Below are 13,338 nucleotides of genomic sequence, written 5' to 3'. Positions count from 1 at the left end.
CCATGCAGCTGACCCTTCCCTTGCGCACGATGACACTGGCCGTCCTGATCGCGGCCGCCGTTCCCGCCATCGCCACCGAGGTCACCTGGACCGATACCGCGACCGTGGATGCGGAAAAAGCCGGCTGGGGCCGCCTGGCACGCCTGCCGGACGGCCGCTGGCTGGCGGTGACCACACGCTACCCCGGCGGCGAGACCACCACGTTGCAGCTGTCTGTCAGCAGCGACAACGCCCGTACCTGGAAGCCGCTGTCGCGCGTGGCAGAGCCAAAGCGCAAGCTCGACAACGGCGAGCTGTTCGTGCAGCCCGATGGCCGCGTGCTGCTGGCCATGCGCTCGCTGGTTGATGGGGTGTCGTACCGGCTGAATGTGTATGCCAGTGACGACCAGGGAGGCAGCTGGAGTTTCCTGAGCACCATCACGCGTAACGAAAACCCCGCCGGCCGCAAGGACCGGGGCGTGTGGGAACCGGTGTTTACCCGGCTCGATGACGGCACCCTGTCCGTGGTGTACGCCGATGAAACCCGAGCCGACGAGACGCCCTCCTTCAACCAGGTGGTATCGCAACAGCTGTCCAGGGACGGCGGCCGGACCTGGAGCCCGGCAACGACCATTGCCAACCAACCCGGCGGCGGGCTGCTGCGGCCCGGCATGCCGGTGATGGCGCGGCGCCCGGATGGCGGTTTCCTGATGGTGTTGGAAACCTGCGGCGACGACCCGCAGTGCCCCGTCTCCTACAAGATCTCGCCGGATGGGCGCACGTGGCCAGCCGGACTGGGCACGCCCATGGCGGACCAGCGCTGCGGGCCCCACGTCATGAGCACCACCAGCGGCACGATGTTCGTTACGTCCTGCTTCAATGAGGTCAGCGCGAGCGACGACAACGGGAGTACGTGGAGGACCGTCAAGCCGCCGGCATGGCCGCTTGGCTTCCGACACTCCTGGCCGGCCGTGGTCGAGTTTGGGCCACAGGAGATCGGGGTGGTCAACGTGGTGGATGGCAGCGTCCAGATCCGGTTTGGGCGCTATGCGAGCGGGCGCAGCACCCCTTGACGGCCTGCCTGGATGCCTTGGGCTCCGTAGATTTACTGGGCGTCGCTCCGCATTGACACGCATGCGGCGCCCCCTCGCCAGGCAGCACAATCGTGGGTGCGGCGGCATGACTGCCGCCCCTATTGGAGCCTGGAGATGAACACCCTCCCGTTGCGTGCAGCCCTCACGTCGTTCGTTATCGCCGTTTCATCGGTTCTACCCCACCCGGCTTCCGGTCAGGCGACGGTCGACTCGCCTGCCGCAGTTGGCGCGCCCGAAGCCGAACGCCCACGCGCCTCCAACAAATGGCGGATCGTGTTCGATGAACGCGCCAAGTCCGATGGCACGATCACCTTCCGGGTCTGGCCCAAGGATGGCCAGCTGTTTCAGGTGGATGTGGCCGTGATCGATGGCCAGTCGGAGAACCATATCGCCTCGTCAGTGCGTGATGCGCTGCGGGTCGCGCTGGGCAAGGGCTTCCATGTCGAGACCGACGATGGCGAGGATGTGCTGGTGAAGGCACGGCACGGGACGGGAGCCTTCGGGCTGCAGCTGATCGGCAACACGGCGCGCGACGTGGATATCAAGCTCCGCCGCGAGTGAGCCGGCAGGGTCCGGGAGGTCGGTTTCAGGATAGACACGCGCCGCCGCATGCAACACATTTCCTGCGCCATTCCTGGCGAGAATGGTCCAACGGCGCCTGTAGACGATCAGACCTGATCGTCTACACACGCCATCCAGCCGTCAGCCGCCCGGCTTCCTACCCAGCAGGTACTTGAATCCATGAGTCAGCCCGCGCGGGGCCACGCTCAGGTGGTCCTCGTCATTGAGCACGTCCAGCTTCAAGCGTAGCGACGGGTAGTCATGCGCGCGCAGGGCCGCTTGCATGTTCTTCGCATCGGCCACCATGTCGGCATCGTTGCCGAAGGCCGGCGTTTCGTACTCACCGACGTACATGTACACCGATGCCTTCAAGTCACTGTGCCCGGCGGCATAGTCTTTCTCGTACCGTGACATGACATTGCGGTCGTACCAGAACGAAGGGCTGCCCACGATGTAGCCGGCGAACATGTCCGGATCCGTAAAGAGAATCTGGCTGCCCAGCAAAGCGCCGTAGGAATGGCCCAGCAACAAGCGTCGGGTTTCGTCGGTGCGGTAGTGGCCCGCTACGAACGGCAGCACCTGCTCGCGCAGATAGGTGATGTAGGGTGCGGCGCCCCCGTGCACGGCGTCGGCCGGCGCGCTGCTGGGACCGTTGGGTGTCGGGGTGTAGTCGCGCCGGCGGCTGGGCATGCCTTCGTCGCCCACCGAATAGGACAGGCCCACCAGGATGAACTCTTCCAGCTTTGGGCCTTCAACATTCAGTCGCCGGCCAATCTGCCGGGCCAACGGAAACGCGTAGTCGGCGTCGGTGACGTAGAGAACCGGGTACCTGCGATCCGGGCTGTCGGTGTAGGACGCCGGCAGCGCGACGAACACCTGGTACATCCGCCCGGAAACCGGATCGGGAACATTCCAGACCTCGCTGCCCACCACTTCATAGGGCGCGCCTTCGCCACGCTGGCCACCCAGTACGGAGGCCTTGGCCGGTACCTGTGTGGCCGCCACAGAAGCTTCAGCGACTGGCGTGGAACCCGGGGTCTCAGGCGTCTTGGCACACCCAGCGAGAATCAGTGAAAGCAGCACACCTGTAACCAGCTTGTTCAACACTACCTCTCCATGGTGATCCGAACGAAAATCATACAACGGGCATCTGATCTGCGTGGCGCTCACGCCAACGAGTGTATTGAATGGGCCCTGGCACACACAACAAGGGTCTTTCCATGTCGAACCCCTCTTCATCGCAGGACGGCGCGGCTGCTACCCGCGCGTTCGATGCCATCATCATCGGCGCCGGCCAGGCGGGACCGTCACTGGCCGGGCGACTGGACGCGGCCGGCATGCGGGTGGCCATCATCGAGCGCCACCTGGTGGGCGGCACCTGCGTCAACACCGGCTGCAAGCCGACCAAGACGCTGGTGGCCAGTGCGTATGCCGCGCAGATGGCCCGACGTGGCGGTGAATACGGCTTCTCCGCAGGCCCGGTGAGCGTGGACATGAAGGTGGTGGAAGCCCGGGCGCGCAAGGTCATCCTGGATTCGCGCAGGGGCAACGAGGACTGGCTGATCGGCATGGCCGGCGTGGAACTGATTCGCGGCCACGCCCGCTTCGATGGACCCGCTGCTGTGGTGGTCAATGGCGAACACCTCACGGCGCCCCGGATCTTCATCAACGTGGGCGGCCGTGCGGCCGTACCCGAGATGCCGGGCCTGCAGGACGTTCCGTACCTGACCAACAGCAGCATCGTGGCGCTCGATACCCTGCCCCGCCATCTGGTCGTGGTGGGAGGCAGCTACATCGGGCTGGAGTTCGCGCAGATGTACCGGCGCTTCGGCGCGCAGGTGACGATCATCGAGCGGGCGGACCGCCTGATCGCACGCGAGGACCCCGACATTTCCGAAGCCGTGCGCGGCATCCTGGAGGACGAGGGCATCGACGTGCGTACTGGCGCCGACAAGATCGCGTTCAAGCGGGTCGAGGGTGATGTCGGCGTCACGCTCCAGACCGGCGGGAAGGATGCGCTCGTGGTCGGAAGCCATGTGCTGATCGCCATCGGGCGTCGCCCCAATACGGACGACCTGGGCCTGGACACGGCCGGCATTGAACTGGACGAGCGCGGTTACATCAAGGTGGACGACCGCCTGCAGACCTCGGTCGCCGGTGTCTGGGCGCTGGGTGACTGCAACGGCCGCGGGGCCTTCACCCATACCGCCTACAACGACTTCGAGATCGCCGCCGCCAACCTGCTGGATGGGGAGGATCGCCGGGTCAGCAGCCGGGTGCCCGGCTACGCGCTGTACATCGACCCGCCGCTGGGCCGAGCGGGCATGTCCGAGGCCGAAGCGATGAAGTCCGGCCGGCCCCTGCTCTTCTCCAAGCGGCCCATGACCCGCGTCGGCCGTGCGGTGGAGAAAGGTGAATCGAAGGGCTTCATGAAGGTGGTGGCCGATGCCGAAACCCGTCGGATCCTGGGGGCGGCGATCCTGGGCACTGGCGGCGATGAGGCCATCCACGGCATCCTCGACATGATCAGTGCCGACCGGCCGCTCGATGAGCTGCGCTGGGCGGTGCCGATCCACCCCACGGTTTCCGAATTGATTCCCACACTGCTGGTCGATCTTGCGCCGGCACCTGACCGAGGATGATCTGGATGCGCACTGCTACGACCCTCTCGCTGTGCCTGGGGCTGTGCACGGCCCTGCTCTTCCCGCCGGCCTGGTCCAAAGCGCCGGCGGCGCCGGCAACCCATAGCGAAACGGGCACGTTGCAGGGCGCACCCTGGCGCATTGATGTGCCGGCCAACTGGAATGGCGAACTGGTGATGTATGCGCATGGCTTCGAGCCGGTCGGCACGCCGCGCCCGGATCCATGGCCGGGCAACGAGTGGAGCGAGGCGCTGGTCAAGGCCGGCTATGCGGTAGCGCAGAGCGGATATGCGAACCAGGGCTGGGCAGTGCGCGGGGCCATCGACGACCTTGAGCGGCTCCGTGCGCAATTCGTGGCCCGACATCCAGACACCCGGCGCAGCTGGATCCTCGGCTTCTCGATGGGCGGCGCGGTAGCCATCGGTACGCTCGAACGCATGCCGGAGCATTACAACGGTGGCATCTCGATGTGCGGCGCCAACCTGCCCGGCGATGTGCTGGCCACCGAGGTGCTGACCTCGCTGGTGGCGTTCGAGTACTTCTTCCCCGACGCGAAGGGACTGCCGGAAGGCGGTTTGAGCTCGCCTGCCGCTGCGGCGCTGCCGCAGGGGCAGATGTACGACGCCATTGCCGCTGCCGTGCAGACCCGTCCGGAAGCTGCCGCCCAGCTGGCCAGGCGGTTGGAACTGAAGGTGGATGAGCTGGCCGGCACCATCAGCCTGCATACGCTGGTGTTCCAGCAACTGGTCAAGATCAGCGGCGGAATTCCGGTGGGCAACAAGGACACGGTCTATACCGGCTTCGGCGACGACAAAGCGTTCAACGCCGGTGTCCGACGCATTGCCGCGGATGCGCAGGCGCAGGCCAGGCTTGATCGCGACCTGCGCCTTACCGGTGCGCTGCGCCGGCCGCTACTGCTGCAGTACAACCTCAACGACCCATCCGTGACACCCCGGTTCGAGCCGGTCTACCCGGCACTCGCCGCCAAGGCAGGCGCTACCCCTCAGCCCAGGACGCTACCACCTGCTGGCGAGGGGCACTGTGCGTTCACGCCGGACCAGGTGGTTGAAGCCATGTCGATCCAGAGCCGGATGGCGCGGTAGCTGAAGGACTGGTACTGGCACTGGCACCGGGCCGTCACCCCAACTATCGTAGGCGCCTTTCCCGCCAGGCTCCGAGCACCGATGCATTCAGCACACGCCCATCCCGCCGCCTGCGAGAACTGCACCGCCGCGCTGCAAGGCGCGTTCTGCCACCAATGCGGCCAGTCCGCGCACAGCCCGGTGCGCAGCTTCGGGCATGCGGTGGAAGAGGTGTTCGAATCGTTCTGGCACCTGGATGGGCGCATTTTCCGTACCCTGCACCAACTGCTGCGGCCCGGCCGCCTGGCCGTCGCCTACCTGGCTGGCCATCGGACCCGTTACATCCCGCCGATCCGGCTGTTCGTGATCCTGAGCGTGCTGACCTTCTTCGTGGCGCGGCTGGCGGTGCACGTGGATGCGGGTACGTTCGTGCGCCAATCGCCCAAGACACCGGAAGTACCGAGTGCGTTCCGTGACGCCAGCACAGCCGATGAAGTGGACAACATCCGCCGCGCGTTGCTGGCGCCATTGGAGCAGTCACGCCAGACCATGCCGGAGCGCCTTCGCACGCCCATCGACAAGGCCATCAGAAAGGTGGAGAAGCAGGCCGAGCGCCGGCAGAGGGAACTGAAGAAACGTCCCCCGGTCGCGGCGGCATCAGGTGACGCAAAGGTGGCCGCCCCTCAGCCCAAGGTGGCGCCCGCGCCCGGCGCTGGAAATGACCCGGTCGACATCGGCTTCCTGCCCGGCTTCGTCAACCGCTGGTTGACCGGGCAGGCTGAAACCATCCGCCTGAACCTGCCGCGCATCCGCGAACGGCCGCAGCTGCTGGTCAACGCATTCTTCGCCTCGGTGCCCTCGGCGTTGTTCGTACTGGTGCCGTTGTTCGCCGTGCTGCTGAAGGTGTTCTACGTAGGCAGCGGCAGGCTCTACCTGGAGCACCTGGTGGTGGCGTTGTACAGCCATGCATTCCTGTGCGTGGCCCTGCTCGGCATCCTGCTGCTGTCGATGCTGGGTGGCCAGGTGGCCACCGTGCCCGGTACCGGGGCCGTCGTCGGCATTCTCATCGCGGCGCTGCTGCTGTGGATGCCGCTGTACCTCTGGCTGATGCAACGCCGGGTGTACGGTCAGTCCCTGCTGGTGACCACAGTCAAGTTTGTCGCGTTGGGTTGGCTGTACTTCACCGCGGTCACCACGGCGACCGTCATTCTTGCCATTGCCAGCCTGGCCCGGATCTGAGCCGGTCTAAGTAGTTTTACCCAGTTTTCCTGCACCTCTTTCGGTGGAGCAGGGAAGCGCGCACCTGCATGCTCTTCCCCACTCCTTTGCGCACGCAGGCGAACAGACTATGGCTGCCATCAGCACCCCAGCGCTCCACCCGGCCCGTTTGGCCCTCCGGCTCGGCGGCCTGTTACTGGGCCTGTGCGCGTTGGCTGCCTGCGGCAAGCGCGAGCCCGACACCGCCGCAACAGCACCGTCGGCCGCACCCGCCACTGCCGACGCCGCGCGCGCCAGTGAATTGCGCGCCACCGCCAAGGACGCCTATATCTGGGGCTTCCCCATCGTGGAGGGCTACAAGACCCTGTACCAGCAGGCGGTGGACAAGGGCGGTCCCAACTTCCATGCGGGCCTCAACGAGATTGGCAACGTGTCCTCGGTAGCCACTCCCAAGGACACCGCGATCATCACGCCCAACTCGGACACGCCCTATTCCTTCCTGTGGATGGACCTGCGCGCCGAACCTGTGGTCATCAGCGTGCCGGCAATCGATGCCAATCGCTACTTCTCCGTGCAGTTGATCGACCTGTACACCTACAACTTCGCCTATATCAACCGTGCGGCGACCGACGGCAAGGCCAGCGTCTTCATGGTCGCCGGGCCCGATTGGCAAGGCGAAACCCCCAAGGGCGTGCGCCAGGTGTTCCGCGCCGAAACCCAGCTGGCCTACGGTCTGTTCCGTACCCAGTTGATTTCGCCGTCGGATCTGGACAACGTCAAACGCCTGCAGGCGCAGTACAAGGTTCAGCCGCTGAGCGCATTCCTGGGGACGCCGGCGCCGCCGCAGGCACCGGCGATCACCTTCCCGCCCTACGATCCGGAAAAGGCCAGTGGGCTCGGCTTCTTCTCCTACCTCAACTTCCTGCTGCAGTTCGCGCCCACCGTGGACAGCGAAGCCGCGCTTCGCCAACGGTTCGCGGGAATCGGCATTGAACCGGGCAAGCCATTGGATGCTGCAGCGCTCCCGCCGGCCGACCGTGAAGCGATTACCGCGGGCATCGCCGACGCCAACCAGGCGCTGGAGCAGTTCGTCGCCACCGAGGTGAACACCGGGAAGGTGTCCAGCGCGGACATGTTCGGGACCCGCGCGGCGTTGAAGGACAACTACCTGTACCGCTTCGCCGGCGCCAAGCTCGGCATCTACGGCAACTCCGCTTCCGAGGCGGACTACCAGAGCTACTTTGTCGATGCGCAGCACAAGCCGGCCGATGGCAGCCAGCACGATTATGTGCTGCGCTTTGCCAAGGACCAGTTGCCGCCGACCAACGCGTTCTGGTCGGTCACGCTGTACGACGGCAAGAGCAAGCTGCTGGTGGACAATCCCCTGGACCGTTACCTCATCAACTCGGCCATGCTGCCCACGCTGAAGCGCGATGCCGACGGTGGCCTGACCCTGTACATCCAGCATGGCTCGCCGGGCACCGACAAGGAAAGCAATTGGCTGCCGGCACCGGCGGGCCCGTTCTACCTGATACTGCGCAACTACAGTCCAGGTCAGGCAGTGCTGGACCGCAGCTGGCAAAAGCCGGCGCTGACGGCGGTTGAGCGGACGCCCGGTTAGGTCGCGATCATTGAGAGGCCCAACGTAGTGCGGTTGGCATGCCGCCAGCCGGCCGACTGCTGCAGCTGTTGCACCATGTGGCCGAGGAACGCCCGTACCCGTGGTGCGACCTGTTTCCCGGGCGCGTACACCGCACTCAATGGCGAGGTCGCCAGCGCATGGTTGGCCAGTACCTCCTTCAAACGCCCGGCGTCGAGGTCTTCGGCCACGTCCCAGATCGACTTCCGGGCGATGCCGGCGCCCCGCACTGCCAGGATCTGCGCCGCTTCGCCATCGTCGCAGAGCGTACTGGCATCCAATGGAAAGGCGATGGTGCCGCCCGGCTGTGCGAACACCCATTGCGACACCGGCGGGCTGCCCGAGGCGATCAGATCGTGACCGTGCAGGTCGTCGATGCTCAGCGGCGTGCCGCGGCGGCGCAGATACTCCGGCGACGCGCACAGGATGCGCCGGTTCGGCGCCAGCTCCCGCGCCACCAGCCGTGAATCGTCCAGCGCGCCATAGCGCAGCGCCAGCTCCACGCCTTCGCCGACCAGGTCCACCCGCTCATCGCGCAGCGAAAGGTGCACGCGAACGCCGGGGTGCGACTGCTGGAAGCTGCGCACCGCCGGGACCACGTGGCGGCGACCGAACCCATTCGGGGCGGTGAGCTTCAGCACCCCGGCCACCACGTCCTGGCGCTGCTCCAGGGCCGCCTCGGCCGCTTCGATCGCATCGAGCACGCGGCGGCAGTGCAGGTGGAACAGGCTCCCCTCGTCGGTGAGCGAGGCGCGCCGCGTGCTGCGGTTCAACAGCCGCACCTGCACGCGCCGCTCCAGTGCGGTGAGGCGTTTGCTGACCGGCAAGCGAAACCCCCAGGTCGCGTGCCGCAGCGGAGAGGCTGCCGCCATGCACGATACGGTCGAAGGTGCGCAGCTCGTTGAGATCGTCGATCACGCCGATGTTTCCCGTTTGGCAAGAGTTCCTTTCCCATATTGCCATTACGGAAACAGTCGCACATCCACACAATGGTCGCATTCGGCGAGCACGCTGCCGCGACAGGACCCGCGCCATGCTGAGCCCCAGCCACCCGCCAGGTAGCCACACAATGAAAGATGATGCCGACCAGAACCGGCCGACGTTGACCCGTCGCCGCTTCTTCCAGGGTCTTACCCTGCTCCCGGTTGCCGCCGCCCTCCCCGGCTGCGCCCCCGGCACCCCCACCGAGGCCGACACCCTGCCCCCCGCAGCGGCCAAGGATTACGCCCCCGAATTCTTCAACGCCGCCGAATGGGCGTTCATCACTGCGGCCTGCGACCGGTTGATCCCCTCGGACGAAACCGGCCCGGGCGCGGTGGAATCGGGCGTGCCCGAGTTTCTCGACCGGCACATGCAGACCCCTTATGCGGCCGGCGCCATCTGGTACATGCAGGGCCCCTTCCTGGAAGCGCCCAGCGAATTCGGCTACCAGGGCAAGCTGGCCTTGCGCGACATCCTGAAAGTGGGCATCGATGCCTTCGATGCCTACTGCCGCAGCCAGTTCGACGGAAAGACCTTTGCCCAGCTCAGCCATGAGCAGCAGGAGACCCTGCTGAAGGCGGCCGAGGGCGGCAAGCTCGAGCTCGAGGCGATCTCCAGCAAGTTGTTCTTCTCCAACCTGCTGGGCGAGGTGAAGAACGGCTACTTCGCCGATCCCAAGTACGGCGCCAACAAGGGCATGGCGGCCTGGAAGATGATCGGGTACCCGGGCATGCGCGCGGACTATGTGGATTGGATCGGGGTGCGCGACAAAGCCTATCCCCTGCCGCCGGTGGATCTGGCCGGGCGGAGGGGCTGAAGCATGGCAATCACGAAACCGAAAGTCGATGCGGTCATCGTCGGCATGGGCTGGACCGGGGCGATCCTGGCCAAGGAACTCACCGATGCCGGCCTGCACGTGGTGGCACTGGAACGCGGCGGTGACCGCGATACCCAGCCCGATTTTGCCTACCCCAAGGTGGTGGATGAGCTGGAAGGCTCGGTGCACCGCAAGTACCTGCAGAGCCTGAACCAGGAAACGGTGACGGTGCGCCACACCCTGGCCGATACCGCCGTGCCGTACCGGCAGATGGGCTCGTTCAAGCCCGGCACCGGTGTGGGCGGCGCGGGCAGCCACTGGTCCGGCGCGCATTTCCGGCCGCTGCCGGAAGACCTGATCCTGCGTACCAATGTGGAAGAACGCTATGGCAAGGCGTTCATCCCCGCAGACATGACCATCCAGGACTTCCCGGTCACCTATGCCGAACTCGAGCCGCATCTGAACATGTTCGAGCTGGTATGCGGCACCTCCGGCAAGGCAGGCGTGATCAACGGCGTGGTGCGGGAAGGCGGCAATCCGTTCGAAGGTTCGCGCTCGCATGAGTATCCGCTCGGCCCGAACCCCAATTACCTGGGTGGCGAGCTGTTCTACAAGGCGGCCAAGGAAATGGGCTGGCATCCGTACCCGATTCCCGCGTCGAATGCCTCCGGCCCGTATGTGAACCCCTACGGCTGCCAGCTGGGGCCGTGCAACGCCTGCGGCTTCTGCAGCGATTACGGCTGCCTGAACTATTCCAAGGCCAGCCCGAACGCCTGCATCCTGCCGGTGCTGCGCCAGCGCCCGACGTTCGAGCTGCGCCCCCATTCGCAGGTGCTGCGGGTCAACCTGGACAGCACCCGCTCCAAGGCCACCGGCGTGACCTACCTGGACGCGCAGGGACGTGAAGTGGAACAGCCGGCCGACATGGTGCTGTTGTGCGCGTTCCAGCTCTACAACGTGCACCTGATGCTGGTGTCCGGCATCGGTGAAGCCTACGACCCGCAGACCAACACCGGTACAGTCGGGCGCAACTACTCCTACCAGAACCTCAACCGGGTGGTGCTGTTCTTCGACAAGGACGTGCAGGCCAACGGCTTCATCGGCATTGGTGGCGCCGGCACCACCATGGACGACCTCAACGGCAACCAGCTGGACAATGCCAAGGCCGGCTTCGTCGGTGGCGGCCTGGTCTGGGCGCGGCAGCCCGGTGCCGGCCCGGTGCGCGGCATCAACGTGCCCTCGGGAACGCCGAACTGGGGCCCGGCATGGAAGAAGGCGGCGGCCGACAACTTCCGCCACAACTTCTATTACGAAGTGCAGGGTGCGTGCATGGCCTACCGGCAGCACTACCTGAGCCTGGATCCCAACTACAAGGACTCCTTCGGCCGCCCGCTGCTGCGCATGACCTTCGATTGGCATCCAAATGAGATCAAAGCCTCGCAGTTCTTCGTCGACCAGGCCATGCAGATGAGCCGGACACTCAATCCGTTGTCGATGAGCGGTGATGCCAAGAAGAACGGCGAGCACTACAACATCACCAAGTACCAGAGCACGCACACCTGTGGCGGCGCGATCATGGGCGCGGACCCGAAAACCTCGGCGCTCAACCGCTACCTGCAGAGCTGGGACGTGCCGAACGTGTTCGTAATCGGCGCCAACGCGTTCCCGCAGAACAACGGCTACAACCCCACCGGGCTGGTCGGCGGGTTGGCGTACTGGGCGGCCAAGGCCATCCGCGAGAAGTACCTGCCCGATCCGGGCCCACTGGTGCAGGCGTGAGGAGGCGCGCATGAAGAAGCTTCTGCTCTGGATCGTGGCGATCGGCCTGGTCGTGCTGCTGGCGGCGCTGGCCTATGCCTTCATTCCCGCCAGGACCCGGGTGCTGGCCGACAGTCCTGTCGCCGATGCGGCATTGATAGAGCGCGGCCGCTACCTCGCCGCGGCCGGCGACTGCACCGCCTGCCACACCAAGCCGGGCGGCAAGCCGTTTGCCGGCGGGCTGCCGGTGGCCTCGCCGCTGGGCAACATCTACAGCACCAACATCACCCCGGACAAGGAAACCGGGATTGGCGCGTATTCGCTCGATGACTTCGACCGCGCGGTCCGCCACGGCATCGCACCGGACGGCCGCACGCTGTATCCCGCCATGCCCTACCCGTCCTATGCGCGCATCACCGATGACGATGTGCGGGCGTTGCACGCGTACTTCCTGCACGGCGACATCGCGCCGGTGCATCAGGAGAACAGGGGCGTGGACATCACCTGGCCGTTGTCGATGCGCTGGCCGCTGGCGATCTGGCGCAAGACCTTTGCACCGGATGCGGAGGCCGTGGCCTTCGATCCCGCCCGCTACAGCGATCCGCAACTGGCGCGCGGCGCGTATCTGGTGCAGGGCCTGGGTCACTGCGGCAGCTGCCACACCCCGCGTGGCGTCGCGCTGCAGGAGAAAGCGCTGGACGAATCTGGCCAGACCTATCTGTCCGGTGGCCAGGTGATCGACGGCTGGAACGCGGTGAACCTGCGTGGCAACACCGCCGATGGGCTGGGCCGCTGGTCGGAGCAGGACATCGTGGACACCCTGCGCACCGCACGCAACGCGCACAGCGCGGTGGTAGGCACGCCGATGGCCGATGTGGTCCGCCACAGCACGCAGAAGCTGACCGACGAAGACCTGCAGGCCATTGCGCTGTACCTGAAGCAGTTGCCGGCCAGCCCGCATGATCCATCGGCGTACACGGCCAGCGATACCACCGCACGCAAGTTGCGGACGGGTATCAACGACAGTCGCGGTGCCGAACTGTTCGTCGACAACTGCGCCGCCTGCCACCGCACCGATGCGAAGGGCTACACGAACGTGTTCCCGACCATTGCCGGCAACCCGACCGTACTGGCCGATGACCCCACCTCGGTGATCCGCCTGCTGCTGGCCGGCAGCGAACTGCCCTCCACTGCCCTGCGCCCGTCCAACCTGGGCATGCCCGGGTTCGCCGAGCGCCTGTCGGACACCGAGATCGCGCAGCTGGCCACCTTCATCCGCCAGGACTTCGGCAACCAGGCGGGCGCGGTAACCGCCGATCAGGCCAGAAAGGTCCGCCAGCACCTGCAGGACGACGCCGAGGCAGCCAGGACCACGCATGATCCGACCGCCGCCCGGGACGGCGAGGATGCTGAATGATTGAACCTGCGGCCCGGGCGCAATGCCTGGGCCGTCATCCTGCCGTCACTGCCGGATCCAACCTGATTCAGAACTGTGCCCTGACGGTCAGCTGCGCCCCCTGGTCCTGGAACCGGGAACCGGGAACCGAAACGCCCCTGGTAGTCCGCC

At 66.0% G+C, this 13,338-nt stretch carries 11 protein-coding genes; 9 read left to right on the top strand and 2 right to left on the bottom strand.

Annotation, left to right across the window (positions count from 1 at the left end; translation table 11 throughout):
- Positions 1 to 2 precede the first annotated feature (2 nt).
- Both WIX41_RS17115 and WIX41_RS17110 read left to right on the top strand, forming a co-directional pair.
- Positions 3 to 1,052, top strand: coding sequence for a sialidase family protein (locus WIX41_RS17115; protein ID WP_339449711.1), 1,050 nt, complete (start codon positions 3 to 5; stop codon positions 1,050 to 1,052).
- 135 nt (positions 1,053 to 1,187) lie between these two features.
- The gene (locus WIX41_RS17110) at positions 1,188 to 1,634 is read left to right on the top strand and encodes a hypothetical protein (RefSeq protein WP_339449709.1); all 447 of its coding nucleotides are present in this window, start codon (positions 1,188 to 1,190) and stop codon (positions 1,632 to 1,634) included.
- A gap of 141 nt (positions 1,635 to 1,775) precedes the next feature.
- On the opposite strand, the gene WIX41_RS17105 is transcribed toward WIX41_RS17110, so the two are convergent.
- Entirely contained in the window at positions 1,776 to 2,741 is a 966-nt protein-coding gene (locus tag WIX41_RS17105) for an alpha/beta hydrolase (RefSeq protein WP_409187524.1), read from the bottom strand.
- 113 nt (positions 2,742 to 2,854) lie between these two features.
- On the opposite strand from WIX41_RS17105, the gene WIX41_RS17100 reads away from it, so the two are divergent.
- The 4 genes from WIX41_RS17100 (at position 2,855) to WIX41_RS17085 (ending at position 8,197) form a co-directional block, all read left to right on the top strand.
- Positions 2,855 to 4,276, top strand: coding sequence for an FAD-containing oxidoreductase (locus WIX41_RS17100; protein WP_339449705.1), 1,422 nt, complete (start codon positions 2,855 to 2,857; stop codon positions 4,274 to 4,276).
- Between the two features lie 5 nt (positions 4,277 to 4,281).
- Positions 4,282 to 5,379, top strand: coding sequence for an alpha/beta hydrolase (locus tag WIX41_RS17095; RefSeq protein WP_339449703.1), 1,098 nt, complete (start codon positions 4,282 to 4,284; stop codon positions 5,377 to 5,379).
- An 81-nt stretch (positions 5,380 to 5,460) separates the two neighbouring features.
- Positions 5,461 to 6,597, top strand: coding sequence for a DUF3667 domain-containing protein (locus tag WIX41_RS17090; protein WP_339449701.1), 1,137 nt, complete (start codon positions 5,461 to 5,463; stop codon positions 6,595 to 6,597).
- 109 nt (positions 6,598 to 6,706) lie between these two features.
- On the top strand, positions 6,707 to 8,197 hold the full coding sequence (locus tag WIX41_RS17085) for a DUF1254 domain-containing protein (protein WP_339449699.1): 1,491 nt from the start codon (positions 6,707 to 6,709) through the stop codon (positions 8,195 to 8,197).
- Here the strand turns inward: WIX41_RS17085 and WIX41_RS17080 are convergent.
- The gene (locus WIX41_RS17080) at positions 8,194 to 9,042 is read right to left on the bottom strand and encodes a LysR family transcriptional regulator (protein ID WP_339449697.1); all 849 of its coding nucleotides are present in this window, start codon (positions 9,040 to 9,042) and stop codon (positions 8,194 to 8,196) included. The two genes, WIX41_RS17085 and WIX41_RS17080, sit on opposite strands and share 4 nt — an antisense overlap.
- A 242-nt stretch (positions 9,043 to 9,284) precedes the next feature.
- Here WIX41_RS17080 and WIX41_RS17075 point away from each other — a divergent pair, with 242 nt between their 5' ends.
- The 3 genes from WIX41_RS17075 to WIX41_RS17065 are packed head-to-tail and all read left to right on the top strand — an operon-like array spanning position 9,285 to position 13,188.
- On the top strand, positions 9,285 to 10,013 hold the full coding sequence (locus tag WIX41_RS17075) for a gluconate 2-dehydrogenase subunit 3 family protein (RefSeq protein ID WP_339449695.1): 729 nt from the start codon (positions 9,285 to 9,287) through the stop codon (positions 10,011 to 10,013).
- Between the two features lie 3 nt (positions 10,014 to 10,016).
- Positions 10,017 to 11,792 (top strand): GMC family oxidoreductase, encoded by a 1,776-nt coding sequence (locus tag WIX41_RS17070; protein ID WP_339449693.1) that lies wholly within the window; start codon positions 10,017 to 10,019, stop codon positions 11,790 to 11,792.
- A 10-nt stretch (positions 11,793 to 11,802) separates the two neighbouring features.
- Positions 11,803 to 13,188 (top strand): cytochrome c, encoded by a 1,386-nt coding sequence (locus WIX41_RS17065; protein ID WP_339449691.1) that lies wholly within the window; start codon positions 11,803 to 11,805, stop codon positions 13,186 to 13,188.
- Positions 13,189 to 13,338 lie beyond the last annotated feature (150 nt).

Origin of the sequence: Stenotrophomonas sp. AB1(2024), from assembly GCF_037482345.1 — a bacterium.
Lineage (GTDB): Bacteria > Pseudomonadota > Gammaproteobacteria > Xanthomonadales > Xanthomonadaceae > Stenotrophomonas.
Note: the sequence above shows the minus strand (reverse complement) of the source record. Positions and strands in the feature narration are given on the sequence as shown.